We start from the raw sequence: 18,233 nt of genomic DNA, 5'->3' as shown, positions 1-18,233 counted from the left end.
CAGCGTTGCCCTTATTATAGAAGCCATTCCGGTCCATTCCTAGTGGATTCATATTGGAAAGGTGGATTTGAATACTTACCTCATCGTCCTCATCGCACCGGCAGCCTGCCAACTAATTCCGAACTTTATCCGCATTAGCCCGTATCAACCCATCCGGCACAATAAAAAAAGACCCCCATTTAGCCATTAAATGACCACAGGAGCCCTTACCCCGACATTATCCCCGCTTCTCCCCTACTCCGACCCGTCCCCCGTATTTCCGCCTCCCCCGGACGCATCCGGCGCATTGTTGCCGCCTGCGGCAGGCGTCGGGCTCTCCCCGCTGCCCGCATGTCCGCCTGATCCGCCCGAGCCTGAGCTGCTGTTGCCGCCGCCTGAAGGTGTGCCTTCCGTGCCGGAGCTGCCCTTCTCAGTGTTCAGCGAAGGAGCCGGAATAGCGATGCCCGGGGCGCTGCTGCCGTTCTCGCCGACCGGCTTGCCCTGATTGTCATAGTAGTACATTGGAACGTCACCGACTACCATCAGGTAGGAGACGGGGATCTCTGTGTCCACCACCTGCGGCTCCATGTCAAAGGGGATTACGACCGCTACCTCGGTCACAATGTGAATATAGACCTCAACCAGAATCATATTGATTCCGGCATTTTGCTGCCGGGTATTCAGCTCCACCTTCACGGCCCCCTGAGGTTCGATCTTGATCGGAATATCGGGTCCAAAGGAGGCAATCAGCGGGCTGCCAAGCGCCTGGCCCAGCGGAATACGCTCGCTGCGGTTATGCAGCTCCTGCAGTGTGGACTGTATCACCTCGGCGGCTTGCGAGGTAATCCGCATATGCTCCTTATAGTTGAGCATGAAGCCGGAGATTTTGCCGCTCTTATCCGTCTTCCAGTCAATCAGCGCCTCAGCATTCCCGCCGTCCGCCACCTGGGACGTAATCGCCTTGTTAATGGATTCCGTGGCGATCTGCTTCACCCGGATCTGTGCCAGATGGAGAATCGGCGGCTTCAGGTGCTGCTCCACATAACGCAGCCCCTGCAGCACCGCCAGAAGCAGCAGCAGGCTCAGAACGATCCAGAATCTGCCCCGTCTGCGCGGCTTCTGCCCCTTGCCCCCGGCGGCTTCCTGACGCTTCCCGTCCCTGCTGCCGAACAAGCGGAAGCCGCCGCCGCGCCCGGACTTGCGCCAGACCCGCTGGCCCGGAGCACCCGCTGCTCTCCCGGACGGCTTCGCAGTCCCGTAATCTGCTTCACTCCCGTCCAGCCGGACGCCGGACCTGGAGGGCTTCGCCACGAAGCCCCCGCTCCGTCCCCAGCTCCGGCCAGGCAGACCCGCGCCGGGTCTTGAAGGCTTCGCTTCGAACCTTGCTCCCGAACCCGCACCCGGCGGCCGGATTCCCGCTCTGGACGGTTTGGCCTTGAAGGCCTGGCGGCGCCCGCCCGGCCCCCTCAGACCGCTTCCGCTGAAGTCCGGCAGCCGCAGACGCCCGAAGAGCGGTACGCCTGCGCTCCGTTTCCCCCATTTTCTGATTCTGCCCATGCCCTGCAGTCCCTCCCGACATTCCTGCGGTCAAGCCGCTCCCTGTACTAATAGGCTATTCGGCGCACACGCAAAATAACCCCACAATGTGGGGCTTTCGCTTTGGTGTTTGCTTGTATCCAAGAACCAGATCACCCTAACGAGTGAAATTGGTCCCATTCATTGCGATATTCAGCCTGTATTTGATCCATTCTGAGGGTTGTCTCCCTCACCGCCGCTTGTATGGAGCAGCATTGTTGCACTTCTTGCAGGATTTCTCGAAATTTGTTACTGGCTGTGGCCACATGATTCGCTTTTACTCATACATCCGGACCACACGCCTCTGCCGCACTGAATGTGGTCGGTTTTTCGACCATATCCGGCCCACACGCCTCTGCCGCACCGAATGTAGTCGGTTTTTCGACCATATCCGGCCCACACGCCTCTGCCGCACCGAATGTGGTCGGTTTTTCGACCATATCCGGCTGTTCGGTGAAATCAGAGAAGTCATTCCTATGACTGATCCAGAATATAGTCATCCTGCCGATGCTCCAAGACACTTACCCCCAACTTTATGCACAACTTATCCACATCGGACGCAAATCATAATTTCCTAATCAACAAAAAAAGCCGCCCAACCGCACCGGATGTTTTCACCTGAAAACATCCGGTGCGGGGCGACTTCATAAAAAGCGCTCAACTATAACTTTAGTATCTGTCTTAACCCTATTCCTCTTCTCCCAGCTCCGCCCGCAGCTTCAGGAACACCTGATAGCTCCGCTCCGCGACCTCAGAGATGGCGATCGGGTGGAAGCCCGGCAGATCCGCATACAGCAGATCGTTCAGCGGTGCGGTCCATTGGACCGGCAGCTTAGCAGCCCCCAGCTTCGCTCCCATAATGGAGCCGACGGTGGCCCCGTTGCAGTCGGTATCCATTCCGGCAGATACGGAGGTGACCACCGCTTTCTCGAAGTCATCGCCACCATAGATCAGCGATGCGGCCACAATGGCAGCGTTGTTGTTCGTATGCACCGGGTCGTAATGGCTGAACTCGTTCCAGAGGGTGCTGACCAGCTCACGCTCACTGCCTGCCTGCTGTGCAATTTCAACTCCCCGCAGCACATCCTTAGCCAGTCTGCTCGTCTGCGGAATCTCACTCAACCCGATCTGGACAATCTCCTGGTTGCTGAGGCCTGCGAACGCCGCTGAGATCATGGCTGCATTGAACATCTCGCCATAGATTCCGTTCTTCACATGCGAGAACGACGCATCCCGCCAGCCCAGCTCCGCTGCCAGCTCGGGATGTCCGGCCGCTCCATAAGCCAGGGCATCCGCGCGGATCGCCGCACCGATCCATTCCCGGTACGGATTCAGATGCATCCGTACCCGCTCCTGCCGCAGCGGCCAATCCGCCGGCTTCTCCCCGTGCAGATGGGAGGTCTCCTGAGCGAAGTTCATATAGGCCTGTGTCTCCGCCGTACAGACCTGACTGTAGGTCAGATGCCCGTGCCACAGCTTGCCGATATCCCAGGAATCCCAGTTCAACCCTTTTTGCTCCAGCAGCATCAGGCCAAGCACGGTATAACGAATATCGTCATCGCTCTCCATGTAGCTGATCTTCTCACGCGTGCTGGTGAATGACCAGTCGCTTAAGCCGAGGCCATATTCCTCGCGTGCCGTGGAGTGCTCAGGAGTATAACCTGTAATCGGCCAAGCATCCGCACCGCGGAACCACAGCTCGATATTCTCCCAGCCGGTCCGGCCATCCTTCCCGTACAGGTAATCCCAATATTCCAGCGGCTTGCCCAGTGCGCAGCCTACACTCCGACCGAGCCAGGCCCCGTAGAACCTGTCCCGCCACTGGTCCGGCGTCCAGTCCACCGCTAGCTTGCGCGGACCTTCCGGACGGAGCTGCCTGATCCCCGCCAGATCCGAAGGCTCCTTATAAGGAAAATCAGCGGATACAGGAAGTGCCATCAGCTCCCGGTATACCTCCATCAGCTTGTCCTCATCGCTCCCGGCCGCATCCAGCTTCTCCGCCAGACTGCCCGGCTGGCAGCCTTCCTCGATCCGCTGCTGCAGCTCGAACCTTACCGTCTCCTGCAGACGTTCCCAGCCCGCCATCCGTTAGGATTCTCCTGCCGGAGACCCCAGCTGCCGGTCTAACCGTTCCAACGAATCGAACAGCAATTTGATGAAGGCTGCACGGTCCACACCAAGCAGTACCTCCGTATTCGCAGGCTGGTCCGGCTTCTTGCGGCGGTCGGCCACGGTCATGCCGCGGGTAAGCTTGCCTTCGGTCTCTACCGTTACATACAGGTGCTCGGATTCGAACAGCTCCGGGTGCAGCAGCCAGGCAATGGCGCAAGGGTCATGCAGCGCATTGCCGACAAAGCCCATTTTCTTCCCGTAGATCGAATAGAAATCCAGCAGCTCGCCGACCATGACGGACACGGGACCGCGCGTCTTCAGCTCCTGAATCTCCTCTTCGAAGATCGCCGCTTTATCTGTCACATCCAATCCGCTCATGACAATCGGAATGCCGGATTCGAAAACGATTCGCGCCGCCTCCGGGTCTACATAAATATTGAACTCCGCTGTCCGGGTCACGTTGCCGTAAGCAAGTCCGCCGCCCATTAGAGAGATCTTCTCGATCCGCTCCTTCACTTCCGGGTACGCCATAATCAGCAGGGCGATATTCGTCAGCGGGGCGGTAGGCACCAGAGTGATCTTCTCTTCCGAGGCGCGGATAATCTCCAGCATGAATTCTACTGCCCCCTGCTCTACGGGCTTGAACTTGCTCGCCGGCAGCGCCGGGCCATCCATGCCGGACTCCCCGTGGGCTTCCTCTCCGGTAACAAGCTTGCCCAGCAGCGGTGCCGCAGCGCCCTTGGCTACCGGAATATCTGCATTTACAAAGCTGAGAATCTTGAGCGCATTGTCGGTAATTTTATCCAGAATCTGGTTGCCGCCAACGGTCGTAATCCCCCGGATATCCAGCTCTCCCGGATGTGCCAGCGCAAGCAGAATGGCAATCGCGTCGTCATGCCCCGGATCGCAGTCAATAATGATAGGTGTTGGCATCGTTGTCGCTCCCTTGTATTAGTTGTGAGTGGCTAGATAAGACGCACTTAAGAGTTGAACTCCAAGCTTGGTCGTCACTGCGGTGAACATTTGGACTTCCGGCCGCTGTTGTCACCAGATTTCTTTGATTTTATCCCTCTTCGTCGAGGTTGAAATCCGGTGACAAAGGCGATCGCTAACGCTCCTACAGTTCCAAATTTCCCCTCCGCTTCTTTTTGCTTTTCGTTAATTTCTTTCGTGCGTCTTATCTACCTGGTTTATTTCGTAATAGTAGCCTTCAGCTTCTTATTCTTCTTCCGTGTCTCCGAGACCGCATAGATAATCAGACCGATCACCGTTGCCACATAAGGCAGCGTAGCGATCAGCTCCGCCGGAATCTTCAGCACCTGCAGGGCATTGGATAACGCGTCAGCTGCGCCGAAGAGCAGTGAGGTCAGCGCTGTGCCCACGGTGGTGCTCCGGCCCATGGATTCAGCAGCGATGGCAATCCAGCCCCGGCCGGCGATCATATCGCGGGTGAACAGCGACAGGTAGCCCATCGACATATAGGCTCCGCCCAGACTGGCGAAGAAGCCGCTGAGCAGCAGTGCGCTGTACTGAATGCGGACCACACTGACGCCCACTGACTGGGCCGCATGCGGATTCTCGCCTACAGAGCGGATACGCAGCCCCAGCGGTGTACGGTTGAGCAGATAATAGACTACGAGCACTGACAATATAGAGAAATACGTCAGAATGTGGTGCCCCGACAGAATCGGGCCCAGCACCGGAATATCCTGCAGGAGCGGAATATCTATACTAGGCAGCACTTTACTCGCCAGGGAGGTGGAAGAGCCTTTGTCACCGCTCAGCAGATACAGAATAAATACCGTACCGCCGGAAGCGAACATATTGATCGCCACCCCGCCGAGAATAATGTGGGTCTTGAACTTTAAGGTGAAAAAAGCCAGAATGCCCGCAATCAGCGTTCCCGACAGTACCGCCCCAAGCAATCCCACCCAGGCGCTCTGCGTATAGGCGCTCACAATAACCCCGGCCAGCGCCGAGACCAGCATGATCCCTTCCATCCCGATGTTGATGATTCCGGCACGGTTCGAGATCAGCGCCCCTAGTGCAGCGAACAGAATCGGCGTGGTTACACGCAGGACAGAGAAGGCAAAATCCGTCGTCAGAATGACATTCAGCAGACTGTTCATGCTTCCTTCGCCTCCTTCAGCAGCATGCGGTTCTTCCAGAACTTAAGGAACTGCTCAGCGGATATCAGCAGAATAATGACAGCCTGAATGATCGAGATCATCTCGGACGGAACATCGGAGAGGCGCGACATCATATCGGCGCCAATGCGGATATAGGCCAGGAAGAGCGCCGATACAATGACGGAGAACGGATTATTCTTGGCCAGCATGGCCACCAGAGCACCATCCATACCGTAGCCCGGCAAGGAGGTCCACTGGAACCGGCTGTACATCCCGAGCACTTCCACCGAGCCGCCCATACCGGCAATGAACCCGGCGATCAGATGGACCAGAATGATCACCTTTGCCGTCTTCATGCCTGAATAACGGGCGAAGTCCCGGTTGACCCCGGTCATCCGCAGCTCATAGCCCCATTTGGTCCGGTACAGGAACAGGTGAGCCAGCACAATAAGCACCAGCACAATAATAAGTCCGGTGTGAATCCGCGTCCCTGCAAACAGCTTGCTGAGCTGGGCCGTTTTCTCGAATTTAAAAGAAACGTTGGCAAAGGCCTTGGCATCCCGCAGATGATAGTTCAGCAGGTACAGCCCGACCCCAAACAGGATATTATTGAACATCAGCGAGGTTACCAGCTCATTGGCGTTCCACTTCGCTTTGAGAATACCGGGGATGGCTGAGAGCAGTGCCCCTACGATCGAGCCCGCAAGAATCGCCACTACCGGATGGAACCAGCTGTTCAGGCTGAGATGAATCGCCAGCGCAGTAGTCACGACACCGGAGAAATAGAAGATCCCCTCCGCTCCCAGGTTGAACATATTGGCCCGGAACAGCAGGGAGACCGCAAGGCCGGTGAACATCAGCGGAATCGCCATCTCAATGACATTGCCGATATGGCCCTTCGTGGACAATGGCTCCCAGAGGAAGATTCCGATCGTCTTCACCGGGTGATCACTGACCAGCGAGATAATCAGGAACGCGATAATAAGTGCAATGACGATGACCGCCGCTGTGCGGATCGCCTCGAAATATTTGACTTTAAACATGATATGCGGCCCTCCCGGTCTGCTCTTTGTCCTGCCGGTTAATTCCCAGCATGTAGAGCCCCAGCTCTTCCTCACCGACTGCTGACGGATTATCGAAATAGGCAACAATCTGGCCCTCATACATCACGAGAAGACTGTCGCTCAGCTCCAGAATTTCATTCAAATCCGCTGATACCAGCAGCGTGGCACAGTTCGCCGAGCGCAGCTCCAGCAGCTTCTGGTGAATGAACTGGGCAGCCCCGATATCAACGCCCCGGGTCGGCTGCTCGGCGATCAGCAGCTGCGGATTCGTGGAACATTCCCTGGCTACGACTACCTTCTGCATGTTACCGCCGGACAGCATGCCGATCGGCTGCTGCGGGCCGGAGCAGCGCACCTTGAATTCCTCCACCAGCGCAGAGGCCAGCGCAGCAATTCTTGACCCGTGCAGGAAAGGCCCTTTATTCATATCCTTCTGACGGTAGCGCGTGGAGATCAGATTGTCGGCAATGCTTGCATCTCCGGCAGAGCCCTGGCGCATCCGGTCCTCAGGGATATAGGATACCCCCAGGTTGCGGATGTCCAGAATATCCAGCTCACGAACATCCTTCCCCTTCACCTGTACCGACCCGCTGCCGCCAACCCCGCGCAGGCCGCCGGTCAGCGCCTCGATCAGCTGCGTCTGTCCGTTCCCTTCAACGCCGGCGATGCCGACAATCTGGCCTTCACGGACCGAGAAGCTGATCTCGGAGAGCAGCGCTTTGCCCTGGCTGTCTGAGACGCTCAGCCCTTCCACCGCAAGCACCGGCTTGCCGTAGGGAAGATCGCTTTTGTCATACTTCAGCACCACATCCCGCCCAACCATCAGCCGCGAGATCTCCTGCTCTGTTACTTCCTTAGTATCGAAGACGCCTTCACTCCGGCCGCCGCGCATGATGGTAATCCGGTCACAGATGGCTTTGACCTCCTTCAGCTTGTGCGAGATGAACACAATCGTGTGTCCCTGCTCCTTAAGCTGCTGCAGCTCATGGAACAGCTCCTCCGTCTCCTGCGGAGTCAGCACTGCCGTTGGCTCATCGAGAATGAGAATCTTGGCCCCGCGCACCAGCGCCTTCAGAATTTCCACCTTCTGCTTCATGCCGACACTTAGGTCCTCCACCTTCGCCTTGGCGTTCACTAATAGATTATATTTACGTGCAGTTGCTTCCGTCAGGCGCACGGCCTCTGCATAATTGAAGCCAACGCCCTTCTTCGGCTCCATACCGAGCACCATATTCTCCGCCACCGTAAAAGAAGGCACCAGCATGAAATGCTGATGCACCATACCAATGCCGCGGTCAATCGCGTCCTGCGGGGACTGCAGCTTCACTTGTTCTCCCCGGATATAGAGCCCGCCTTCGCTCGGGCTCTCCATTCCGAACATAATTTTCATCAGAGTCGATTTACCGGCTCCGTTCTCACCCGCAATCGCATGGATCTCGCCTTCGCGCAGAGAGAACTCAACGTCCTTGTTGGCAACCACACCGTTCGGATACACTTTGGTGATTCCCCGCATTTCCAGCAGAGCATTTGCCATGGGTCATCAACGCCTTTCAACCAAAGTTTTATTCATGTCCTTAAGGTTTAACGGCATTACGGATCGCTTCAACCTCAGAGGTCTCCATACCCATTGCGTTATCTACCTTAATTTCCTTATTGATCAGCTTCTGCTTCACTTCTTCAATCTTGGTCTGTAATTCCGCCGGGAATGCCGCCTTGTAGATCTCGTTCTCGGCAATGCCCACGCCGTCTTCAACGAAGCCAAGCACATCGCGTTTACCCATTTCAAGCGTGCCGTCCTGCAGTTTCTTCACTGCGCCAAGGATGGCCGAATCGATTTTTTTAATCGCAGAAGTAACGATCAGGTTGGCCTTCGCACTATCCGTATCCTTCAGCAGCATCGCCTGGTCAGAATCGACCCCGATGGCATATTTGTTCTTTTCCTTCGCTGCATCGAAAATGCCAAGGCCCGTACCGCCCGCCACGTTGAAGATAATATCCACGCCCGAGTTATACTGGATCAGCGACAATTCCTTGCCTTTGGCAGGGTTCACGAAATCTCCGGCATAAGAGACCGCTACCTTCACTTCCGGATCAACATACTGTGCTCCCTGAATGTAACCGACCAGGAAAGCATTGATGCCGGGAATGTCCATTCCGCCCAGGAATCCGATCACATTGTCCTTGTTGGCATTAGGCATATCAGACTGGGTAGCAAGCGCCGCAGCCGCTCCGGCCAGGAAGGAGACCTCATTGGTCGAGTAAGACATATTGTACATATTGGCAGGCGCTTCCTCGATGTCGGTGTCATAGTTGATGAATTTTTTATCGGGATTTGCTTCTGCCGTTGCATTGAACATTTCTGTAATTTCCGAGCCGCCGGAGATGACAACATCCCAATCCTCAGCAGCGATATCATTAAAAGTCGGCTCCCATTTCGTCTTGTCAGCGCCCATTTCCACGACCTTCGTTTCTGCGCCAAGCTCGCTTTTCACCTTCTGCAGACCATTGTTCGCCGCATCAAAAAACGACTTGTCTCCCAGCGTCCCCGGAATCAGCAGCACCACCTTGAGCTTGTCCCCCGCAGCCGCGCCGCCTTCCTCATTCGTTCCCGGAGTTGCTGTCGCACCATTCCCGTTCCCGGACTTGTTGTTTCCGCACGCAGCGACCAGTACCATAACTGCCAGCAACATTAAAGTGAGCATTTTCTTTTTCATGTTCTAAGTTCACACCCCTATTTGTAATAGATCCACCCTGCTGAATAGCATAAAATCCCAATTACACGTTTTGTTGGTCCCTTCGAATCGGGCAGCATGAATAAGCGACTGTTGAAATTCTGAAAATAAGCAATTTACTCTGAAAACCAAACATTTCATGTTACATTTCGCTAAAAAACCGTAAAATATCCGAACAAGATGGCCAGTCCAGTTGAGAATCTTCGGTTTTATTGATAAGATCATATCAAATGAAAACATAAATATTTATATATTTTCGGTCATGTTTTTGTACGATTCGGCTAAATGACGATCAAGGGAGGCTCATCATGGATCGTGTCCTATATATTGTAAATGCAGAACATGAAGCAGGTACCTATATCCCTCCGCACCAGCATGAGTGCTTCGAGCTTGTCTATTACATCCACGGTCAGGGCACCTGCAGCATCGGCCAGCGCAGCTATCACTTCCGGCCCTCTACCTTCGCCCTCATTCCGGCAGGCTTTAAGCATGATGAGAATCATCAGCCCAGCCCGGAGGTGCTGTTCGTCGGCTTCCACTGCGGCAACCCGGTGATTAATTCGCTGTCCGGTGTGTTTGACGACGATAAAGAGCACACAGTACTACAGACCCTGCAGCGGATGAGCGCTGAGTTCAAGCGCAAGCGCGACGGGTTCAGCGAGCTGCTGAATCTGCAGATGAGTGAAATTACCGTCTATCTCCAGCGGCTGCTCAGCGCCTCCGATTTCCATTCCCCGGCAGAGGATCAGATGCAGTATGTGCTCAATTATATGAACGAGCATTACCGCCACAAGCTCTCGGTGGCCTCGCTGGCAGAGATGTCCGGTTACAGCTATGACCGCTTCCGGCATCTGTTCAAGGAGCGGTTCATGCACTCTCCCCACCGTTATCTTTTACTAAAACGCCTGGATTATGCCAAGTCGCTTCTCCTGCACAGCCAAATGCATATTTCCGAGGTCTCGGCTGCAGCCGGATTCGTCAACGACGCCCAGTTCTGCAATATGTTCAAACGGGAGATCGGCCTCTCCCCGCGCACCTTCCGCATTCAGAGCAGAGTCATATAGGGAATAGTCCCCTCCCCTGTCACAAGTAGCTTTTGTACACGAATCTTGCATTTGTTCACTGCGCAGGGGTCCGGCCTGTTCACAGTTGTAAGCTTGTTCTACTGTCCTGTTCATAGGCTGGAGCTTATAATCGTACTATGAACATTTAAGACAAGGACGGTACCCGCAAGAATACACAGTGAGTCAGGGGGCTACTTTGGATGAGACTGAACAAGATCGGCAATCAACGGGCATTGTACAGCAGACTGCTAGTCAGCATTACGCTTTGCGTCTCCTTAACCTTTCTGGTCTCCACCATCATTTATTACAACTACTATATCGGCGTAGAAAAGAAACAGACCTTCCAGTCCGACCTAGGCAACCTCACACAGACCAGCCGCGAGGTCGTGAACATGACGGATGCTGCGCAATCGCTTTCTTTTCAAATCTACCGCAACAGCACCATCTCCAAAATCGTGTTCTACGATAAGCCGGACATCTACGATGTCACCGCCGCCATGTCCGAGCTGGGCAACTATCTAAGCTCCATGCCTTATATTGAATCCATCTATGTATATAATCCCAAGGGCGGACAGCTGTATGTTGCCTCCTCCCATGGTCAGAACGGTGTGTATAACGAGAAGGAGCTGGTCGATACCTCCATTCTGGATATCCTGAGCCACTATCAGAACTATAAGGCGTTCACTCCCATTCCCAGAGTCTATTCCAACGGCGCACAGGAGAACGATCAGGTCCGTGCCTACACCTTCCTGTGTCTGGATGCGATCGGCTGGGACCGGGCCATTAATTCGGCGGTGATTGTGAATATTTCGGCTCCGTGGATCAACAAAGAGATCGCCAGCCCGGCGGATTCCACCAGCGCGACCTATATTCTGGATGATCAGGGCGCCTTCCGCTCCAGCAACAGCCTGAAGCAGCAGGAGCTTACCCCGGAGGAAGCAGGATTCATCGAGCAGCGGATCAAGGGCCGGGAGGCCGGGTATTTCATCGCTCCCTTCGGGGGCGTGAACTCGCTGATCTCTTATACGGCACCGGATGATTTAAGCTGGCAGTATGTACGAATTACGCCGTATGAGATCATTACGAAGCAGACCAACAACATCCGCAACACCACCTTACTGATCGCAGGTCTGGTGCTGGTGGCCGGCATCGGCCTCTCCTGGATCATGTCCAGAAGCCTCTACCTGCCGATGAACCGGATTGTCAGCGAGATGCATATTCTGGAGACCGAGAAGCGCGACAGCATGTTCATGATCCGGCAAAATACACTGCGGGACCTGATCCTCGGCCTGAAGCCGTTGCAGTCCATGCAGCAGGTAGAGAAGCTGCGCCAGCTCGGCATTCATTTCACCTTCAATGATGATTACCGGCTGATCCTGCTGCGGATTGACCGTTACCGGGAGTTCCGGGAAGCCCGCTCCTCTTATCTGCTGGCCTCTAAATTCGCCATTATGAACATCGCCTCCGAAATCTGCGGCCAGACCTACCGCGTGGAGACTGTGGATATGAACGATGACGGGATTCTGGTGCTGCTGAACATTATCGATCCCGTCGAATATACGGATACCGGCCTAATCGAAGCCCTGCTCCGGCAGATTCAGCAGGCCTGCTCCGACTATCTGAAGATCAGTCTTACCCTGACCTACAGCCATATCGACCGTAATGCCAGCCATCTGCATCAGCTCTATCAGCAGGTCCGCGAGGCGTCGAATCACCGCCTGTTCTATGGGCATGGCAGTATCCTGAATGCCCGGGACATCTGTGCGCTGGAGTCCAGCACTTATCATTATCCGGCTGACAAGGAGAAGAGACTAGCGGATGCGCTGCTGAGCGGCAAGCTGACGGACGCCGCCGAGCAGTTCAGCGCGATGATCCGCGAGACCGGGGCCTTCCCTTACCAGACCGCGCAGCTAACCGTGTCCAGGCTCAGCGTCACCGTTAGAGAGATCGTGAACACTATCCAGAAGCGTAACCGCTTACAAATCGATGGAATGGCCGAGCTGCCGAGCCTGGACGCTATCGAGACGATAGAGGAGCTCGAGGAGGCTTTCACCGCCCTCTTCCATACCCTGCAGGAGCAGCTGGCCGGCAAAAAGAACACCAAGCAGCACGACCTCATCTGCCAGATCAACGCCAAGATCAATGAGGATTACATGAAGCCTCATCTGAGCCTGAACCAGATCGCCGATGAACTGGACATGTCACCCATCTATATCAGCCGCCTCTACAAGCAACAGACCATGAACAGCATCGTCGATGTCATCCTGGAGGTGCGGATGCGCGAAGTGTGCGCCCTGCTGGAGAACACCGACCTGCCCGTCACCGCGATCGCCGAGCGCTGCGGCTTCACCAGCAGCTCCTACCTGCACCGGATGTTCAAGCGCAGCTTCGGTACGACGCCTACCGACTACCGGCGTTTAAAGAGCGTGCGGACTATATAAATCGTATTTGTAAGTTTTCGATCTGGGGCCGTGGCCCCAGTTTAGATTCAACTTGTTAACATTTTCACAATTGAAAATGTTAAAAAACACGATATACTAAAATCACATAAGATTGTTTTGCTAACTGAGGAAATTGTACAGCAAGCAAAAATCATATCTTCTTATTTATCCGGGAGGTGTCTTTTTTGGAAGACGTTATTAATTTTGTCCAAGCTTTCAAAGGTCTGGAGGAGCGGATCGATGAATTTATTAATGAGGATTCATTCCTGGAATATTTAGAGGGATCAGAAGCAGTTGTTGAAGGAGGAGCTTATGTGTGGTCCAAATTAAAACCTGCTGAAATTAGTAAACAGGATCACATTAACTCAGATTATATGAATTTAGCAGAAGAGGTCAGAAATGTTTTGACAAATGAACACAGTCCGCATATTGAAAAGTTTGAACGGAGTTGTGCCATAGTATTAAACTATATTCGGCAGGACACTCTGCTGTGGGTCCCTGGACTAAAAAACGTAATTGAAAATATAAAATCAGAACTGGACTTACAGCAATTTTTCATAGAATTGACTAGATAGCACACTTTATCATCCATGGTAACGCTTTGGTGGAACACCAAGCCTTCTTTTGTTCGCTTTGGTGGGACACCAAGCCTTCTTTTGTTCGCTTTGGTGGAACACCAAGCCCTTCTCCGTGTGCACGGAGAAGCTAGGGTACGCTTCACCTCAAGCCCGTCTCCAGATTCGTGGAGACGGGCTCTTCTGCTCTCCCCACCTGCCCCGGAAGCCGGGGGCTGACGCGGCAAGAGGGCCGGGGTTGACGCAGGTGTGCCCAGCGCTTAAACAGCGGAGAAAACGGAATGAATGTGGAGAAGCGGAGCGTTCGCCTTTGTGTCCGGATTTTCACCGCTAAGGTAAAATCAAAAAATCCGGACACAACAGCGATCGGAACATCGTTCCGTTTTCGGAGCGTCCACCCAAGCGCCATCGCCACTCCAGCACCAGCACCAGCACCCACTCCAGCACCCACTCCAGCTCCCGCGCACACAAAAAGCCCCAAAAGCCATTCGGCTCCCGGGGCTCCCTTCATTATTTTAGACCTTTCTCAGCCACATAAGCCTCCCACTGCTTCGTCCACTCCGCCTGAATCTTCTCCAGGCCCGCCTGCTTGGCCTTCTGCATGAAGGTCTCCAGGCCCTTATCCACATCATCCACCAGTCCGGCCTCCAGCGGGAACAGGTACTGCTTCTCTACCTGCTCAAGCGCAGCCTTCTCTGCCTGATAGGAGGTGTAGTCCTCGGCGAAGCCCAGGAACAGGTCCGGCTTCTGGATTTTATCCAGCTCATCAAAGATCGCCTTGACCCCGTCGAAGCCCTTGTCAAACAGCATGAACTCCGGATTTCTCCACGCCCAGCCGTTCATGCCCTCACGGGTGAAGCCATTGGAGGTACTGGTGCCGACCAGCTTGTAATAGCCGTCTTCTACTGTGTAGTTCTTGCCTTCAATACCGTATTGCGTCAGCTGATTATACCGTTTGTCGAGCACCATCTTCTGATAGAAGGCAAGCGCCCGCTCCGGGTTCTTGCTGCTCTTCGGAATAGCGAACCCGTTGTGAATCGGATGTACAGGGGTCGCATAGCCGGTGGTTAAGCCGAAAGGAGAATACGCCAGCTCCCAATCCGGATGAGTTGTGCTGATCTTCATTTTCATATCATTGAACCGGTTAGGATTGTCCCCGAACATGCTGGCCGCTTTACCTGAAGTGACCGGGTCCTGCATCGTATCCTTAATATTCAGCACATTCTTTGGAATAAAGCCTTTATCGGCCCAGCGCTTCATCATCTTCAGCTCTTCTTTTTGCTCCTCGGAGCCCCAGTAGGAGTAGACCGTGGACGGAGAATCATACTTCACACCCATGCCGTACGGCAGCGCGCCGACCATTTTATGCAGCTCCGTATAGATATAATGAAGGTTGTTACCCACATCGCTGTTGAGGGACATCGGCATCATATCCGGCTCGTTTTTGACAATGCCGTCCATATAAGCCTCATAGCTGGCCAAGTCCTTGGGCTCCGGGAGATTGTATTTCTTACGCAGATCTTCGCGGTAGACGAACCCGTTGGTTACATACTCCTTGAAGGTCGCCGGAACCGTATAGATTTTACCGTCAACCTTAACGTCCTCCCACATCTTCTCAGGGACGAATTTCTGGAGCTCGGGAGCCGCCTTAGGTAGCAGATCATCCAGTGCCAGGAAGGCACCGCGCTTCGCATAGGATTGATATTGCGTCCAGTCCGCCGTAAAAATCAGATCTATCGCCTGCCCGGAGGACAGCAGCAGCTTATACTTCTGATCCCAGTCCGTCCAGCTGGTGAAGTTGAACTTCACCGTGGCGTTCAGGTCCGCTTCAGCCATTTTGTTGACCTCCGCCTGGATGGCCGGAAGATCCTTAGGAGCATCGCCGAGCATATAGAATTGCAGCTCCACCTTTTTCGAGGTGTCGATCCCGCTATCCGCTGCCGGAGCAACTCCCTCTGATGCAGGCGGTGTGCCTGCGTTGCCGTCCTTCCCGGCGCTGCCGGTATTGCCATTGCTGTTCCCCCCGCCGCAACCGGCCAGGAGCGATAGAGCGAGCAATCCAGTTGTAAGCGTAACCAAAGATCGTCTGCCTGCTTTCTTTCTCATGAATGAACCCTCCTAGAATTTGTTGTAAGCCCACGCTTCCCCGATGCCCTCGTGCAGTTCTCTACCCGGAAGCATACCATCCTTGTGTCTAACTCTATGTTAGCCGATATAGCAGATGTACGGTAAAGGTACAGTCTGCCAGCCGGTTCTAACCTTTCACCGCTCCGATCGTCAGACCCTTCACGAAATAACGCTGGATGAACGGATACAGGAACAGAATCGGTCCTGTGACCACAATCGCCATCGCCATCTTGGTGGATTCTGTCGGCAGATCACTGCCTAAGCTGACCCCGGTACCCGCGCCCATATTGGCGATGAAGGAGGCTGAGTTGATGACATTGTACAAATGGAACTGCAGCTGATACTTATGCGGATCATTAATGAACAGCGATGAGGAGAACCAGTCGTTCCAGTAAGCCAGCGCAAGGAACAGGCCTACCGTAGCAATCCCGGGCATCGAGAGCTGCAGTACAATGCGCCAGTATATTTTGAAATCCCCCGCCCCGTCAATCTTGGCCGATTCGAACAGCTCCTCCGGCACCGCCGAGCGGATGAAATTCTTCATCAGAATAATCAGGAACGGCGTCATCAAGCCAGGGAAAATCAGCGCCCCGTAAGAGTCCGTCAGATGCAGATACTTGGTGATCATAATGTACCAGGGCACCAGCCCCCCGCCGAACAGGGTCGTGAAGTAAATATAGAACGAGAAGGTATTGCGGTATTTGAAATCCTTGCGGGCCAGCACATACCCGGCCATCGTCATGAAGAACAGTCCCAGCGTCGTCCCCGTCACCGTAGTAAACAGCGTCACCCCATACGCCCGCAGTACCTCATCAGGGAAGGTGAATACCGTCTTGTAGCCCTCCAGCGAGAACTGCGCCGGGATGAAATGATAACCATCCTTGATGATGGACTCATTAGCTGTCAGGGAAGCCGAAATAATCAGCAGGAACGGAATCAGACAGGCTAAGGAGCCCAGTATAATTACGGTGTAAGCCACTCCCTGGAGTAGTCTGGTGTACGAGTCGTCTTTGATTTGCATGCTCTTTCTCTCCTTCCGCAGCAGGTTCCGCACAACCTAGAACAAGGCGTAATCGTCATTTATTTTACGGATGATATAGTTGACCGTCATAATCAGGAAGAAGCCGAACAGTGATTGGTACAGGCCGGCCGCCGTGGCCATCCCGACATCGAAGGTCACCTTGAGCGAACGGAACACGTACGTATCCAGAATATCCGTTGTATTGTACAGCACCCCGTTATTGCCAATCAGCTGGTAAAAGAGGTCAAACTGCCCCTTCATAATACTCCCCAGCGAGAACAGCAGCAGCATGACGAAGGTCGATTTCAGCATCGGCACCGTGATATACCAGATCCGCTGAAAAATGTGGGCACCGTCAATTTTGGCCGCTTCATAGTATTCCTCACTGATGCCCGTGATGGAGGCCAGGTAGATGACCATGCTGTAGCCGAGATTTTTCCAGAGATAAAAGAGAATGATCAGGAAAATCCAGATAACCGGATTATTATAGACATCCACCGGATTCGCCCCGAACTGCGTCAGCAGCGTATTCAAGAAACCGTTATCATAATTGAACACATTGTAGACGATAACGCTCAGAATAACGAACGATACGAAATACGGCAGGAACATGACCGATTGGGTCAGCTTCTTGAACCACTTCACCCGCAGCTCGCTGAGCAGAATCGCACAGATAATCGCCAGCACATTCCCGAGTAAAATAAAAGCCAGATTGTAGCCGATCGTATTGAGCGTCAGCTTCACCAGCGTGCCCGACTTCCAGAGGAATTCAAAGTTCTTGAGCCCCACGAAGGGAGCGTCGAACAGCCCGGAATTGAAATCAAACTGCGTGAATGCATAATAGACCCCGACCATCGGAAAATACGAGTTAATTAGAAAGAACAACAGCGTAGGCAGCAGCATCAGGAACAGAATCCGGTTATGGACCAGCTCATACACGAAGCCCTTCTTCCTTGTCTTCCGGGTGCCGGACTCAAGCTGCGTGGACAGCCCGCCTGTTCCCTTCAAGGGAAGCTGGGTGACGAGCGGTATACCGGTCTTGCGTTTGCGGTGTCTCAAAGCCTTCACTCTCCTATGCCTATAGATAAGTTGCCGCGTCACTGGGTTCGAAGCCTCTGCCCTTGGGCCTTGATGGCCCCTGCGGCTTCGTGAAATCCAATGTATGACCTGAGTATAGAAGAAGCCTCCTGCGGCTGAACAGTGAAGCTTCGGGATATTCCTGTACTTTACGGCTAACCGCACTGTGCACTTATCATACATTTGTGCAGTAATCGCAAGTTCAACGCAAATAAGCCCCCGGAGTACTCCTTAAGGAGAAGAATCCGGGGGAATTCGGGTGGTCGCGCTGGACCTATCCACAGCCTTACGATTTAAACTTGCCTGTAATAAATTATAGGTGATATACTCTGGGAAA

At 54.0% G+C, this 18,233-nt stretch carries 14 protein-coding genes; 3 read left to right on the top strand and 11 right to left on the bottom strand.

The features are described 5' to 3' along the window. Nucleotides 1–234: 234 nt before the first annotated feature. The 8 genes from yunB to MKY64_RS00160 all read right to left on the bottom strand — a co-directional run bounded on the left by yunB (nucleotide 235) and on the right by MKY64_RS00160 (nucleotide 9,573). On the bottom strand, nucleotides 235–1,071 hold the full coding sequence (gene yunB / locus MKY64_RS00195) for a sporulation protein YunB (protein ID WP_339257614.1): 837 nt from the start codon (nucleotides 1,069–1,071) through the stop codon (nucleotides 235–237). Between the two features lie 764 nt (nucleotides 1,072–1,835). Next, entirely contained in the window at nucleotides 1,836–2,054 is a 219-nt protein-coding gene (locus MKY64_RS00190) for a hypothetical protein (RefSeq protein WP_340950375.1), read from the bottom strand. Nucleotides 2,055–2,241: 187 nt separating this feature from the next. Continuing rightward, the gene (locus MKY64_RS00185) at nucleotides 2,242–3,639 is read right to left on the bottom strand and encodes an ADP-ribosylglycohydrolase family protein (RefSeq protein ID WP_340950374.1); all 1,398 of its coding nucleotides are present in this window, start codon (nucleotides 3,637–3,639) and stop codon (nucleotides 2,242–2,244) included. A 3-nt stretch (nucleotides 3,640–3,642) separates the two neighbouring features. Continuing rightward, nucleotides 3,643–4,599, bottom strand: coding sequence for a nucleoside hydrolase (locus tag MKY64_RS00180; protein WP_340950373.1), 957 nt, complete (start codon nucleotides 4,597–4,599; stop codon nucleotides 3,643–3,645). Between the two features lie 257 nt (nucleotides 4,600–4,856). After that, entirely contained in the window at nucleotides 4,857–5,795 is a 939-nt protein-coding gene (locus MKY64_RS00175; RefSeq protein ID WP_209878968.1) for an ABC transporter permease, read from the bottom strand. Beyond that, complete coding sequence (locus MKY64_RS00170) at nucleotides 5,792–6,838, bottom strand: ABC transporter permease (protein WP_036731087.1); 1,047 nt, start codon at nucleotides 6,836–6,838, stop codon at nucleotides 5,792–5,794. The genes MKY64_RS00175 and MKY64_RS00170 overlap by 4 nt, the downstream gene beginning before the upstream one ends. Further along, the gene (locus tag MKY64_RS00165; RefSeq protein ID WP_340950370.1) at nucleotides 6,831–8,393 is read right to left on the bottom strand and encodes an ABC transporter ATP-binding protein; all 1,563 of its coding nucleotides are present in this window, start codon (nucleotides 8,391–8,393) and stop codon (nucleotides 6,831–6,833) included. The genes MKY64_RS00170 and MKY64_RS00165 overlap by 8 nt, the downstream gene beginning before the upstream one ends. Nucleotides 8,394–8,433: 40 nt before the next feature. Then, the gene (locus tag MKY64_RS00160) at nucleotides 8,434–9,573 is read right to left on the bottom strand and encodes a BMP family ABC transporter substrate-binding protein (protein WP_340950369.1); all 1,140 of its coding nucleotides are present in this window, start codon (nucleotides 9,571–9,573) and stop codon (nucleotides 8,434–8,436) included. Nucleotides 9,574–9,899: 326 nt separating this feature from the next. Here MKY64_RS00160 and MKY64_RS00155 point away from each other — a divergent pair, with 326 nt between their 5' ends. The 3 genes from MKY64_RS00155 (at nucleotide 9,900) to MKY64_RS00145 (ending at nucleotide 13,671) form a co-directional block, all read left to right on the top strand. Next, on the top strand, nucleotides 9,900–10,655 hold the full coding sequence (locus MKY64_RS00155) for an AraC family transcriptional regulator (RefSeq protein WP_076085625.1): 756 nt from the start codon (nucleotides 9,900–9,902) through the stop codon (nucleotides 10,653–10,655). 200 nt (nucleotides 10,656–10,855) lie between these two features. After that, nucleotides 10,856–13,096: a helix-turn-helix domain-containing protein gene (locus tag MKY64_RS00150; RefSeq protein WP_340950366.1), complete on the top strand. Its 2,241-nt coding sequence runs from the start codon at nucleotides 10,856–10,858 to the stop codon at nucleotides 13,094–13,096. A 185-nt stretch (nucleotides 13,097–13,281) separates the two neighbouring features. Then, nucleotides 13,282–13,671, top strand: coding sequence for a hypothetical protein (locus tag MKY64_RS00145; protein WP_076085619.1), 390 nt, complete (start codon nucleotides 13,282–13,284; stop codon nucleotides 13,669–13,671). Nucleotides 13,672–14,181: 510 nt separating this feature from the next. On the opposite strand, the gene MKY64_RS00140 is transcribed toward MKY64_RS00145, so the two are convergent. The 3 genes from MKY64_RS00140 to MKY64_RS00130 form a co-directional block, all read right to left on the bottom strand. Further along, complete coding sequence (locus tag MKY64_RS00140) at nucleotides 14,182–15,777, bottom strand: extracellular solute-binding protein (protein WP_036731074.1); 1,596 nt, start codon at nucleotides 15,775–15,777, stop codon at nucleotides 14,182–14,184. Nucleotides 15,778–15,925: 148 nt separating this feature from the next. Further along, nucleotides 15,926–16,819, bottom strand: a complete 894-nt coding sequence (locus MKY64_RS00135) for a carbohydrate ABC transporter permease (RefSeq protein ID WP_036700398.1) — start codon at nucleotides 16,817–16,819, stop codon at nucleotides 15,926–15,928. 36 nt (nucleotides 16,820–16,855) lie between these two features. Then, nucleotides 16,856–17,722 carry an ABC transporter permease gene (locus tag MKY64_RS00130; protein WP_235192047.1) on the bottom strand — a complete coding sequence of 289 codons (867 nt, stop codon included), beginning with the start codon at nucleotides 17,720–17,722 and terminating at the stop codon, nucleotides 16,856–16,858. Between the last annotated feature and the right edge of the window lie 511 nt (nucleotides 17,723–18,233).

Source organism: Paenibacillus sp. FSL R7-0210 (genome assembly GCF_038009085.1).
In the GTDB taxonomy this organism is placed as follows: Bacteria; Bacillota; Bacilli; order Paenibacillales; family Paenibacillaceae; genus Paenibacillus_AQ; species Paenibacillus_AQ silagei.
The sequence above is the reverse complement of the archived record's forward strand: the minus strand, read 5'-3'. Positions and strand labels throughout refer to the sequence as shown.

Bases quoted from the DNA above. Each gene is read 5' to 3' on its own strand.
- MKY64_RS00190 (WP_340950375.1), bottom strand. From the start codon at position 2,054: ATGACTATATTCTGGATCAGTCATAGGAATGACTTCTCTGATTTCACC.
- MKY64_RS00185 (WP_340950374.1), bottom strand. From the start codon at position 3,639: ATGGCGGGCTGGGAACGTCTGCAGGAGACGGTAAGGTTCGAGCTGCAG.
- MKY64_RS00180 (WP_340950373.1), bottom strand. From the start codon at position 4,599: ATGCCAACACCTATCATTATTGACTGCGATCCGGGGCATGACGACGCG.
- MKY64_RS00175 (WP_209878968.1), bottom strand. From the start codon at position 5,795: ATGAACAGTCTGCTGAATGTCATTCTGACGACGGATTTTGCCTTCTCT.
- MKY64_RS00170 (WP_036731087.1), bottom strand. From the start codon at position 6,838: ATGTTTAAAGTCAAATATTTCGAGGCGATCCGCACAGCGGCGGTCATC.
- MKY64_RS00165 (WP_340950370.1), bottom strand. From the start codon at position 8,393: ATGGCAAATGCTCTGCTGGAAATGCGGGGAATCACCAAAGTGTATCCG.
- MKY64_RS00160 (WP_340950369.1), bottom strand. From the start codon at position 9,573: ATGAAAAAGAAAATGCTCACTTTAATGTTGCTGGCAGTTATGGTACTG.
- MKY64_RS00155 (WP_076085625.1), top strand. From the start codon at position 9,900: ATGGATCGTGTCCTATATATTGTAAATGCAGAACATGAAGCAGGTACC.
- MKY64_RS00150 (WP_340950366.1), top strand. From the start codon at position 10,856: ATGAGACTGAACAAGATCGGCAATCAACGGGCATTGTACAGCAGACTG.
- MKY64_RS00140 (WP_036731074.1), bottom strand. From the start codon at position 15,777: ATGAGAAAGAAAGCAGGCAGACGATCTTTGGTTACGCTTACAACTGGA.
- MKY64_RS00135 (WP_036700398.1), bottom strand. From the start codon at position 16,819: ATGCAAATCAAAGACGACTCGTACACCAGACTACTCCAGGGAGTGGCT.
- MKY64_RS00130 (WP_235192047.1), bottom strand. From the start codon at position 17,722: ATGCTGCTGCCTACGCTGTTGTTCTTTCTAATTAACTCGTATTTTCCG.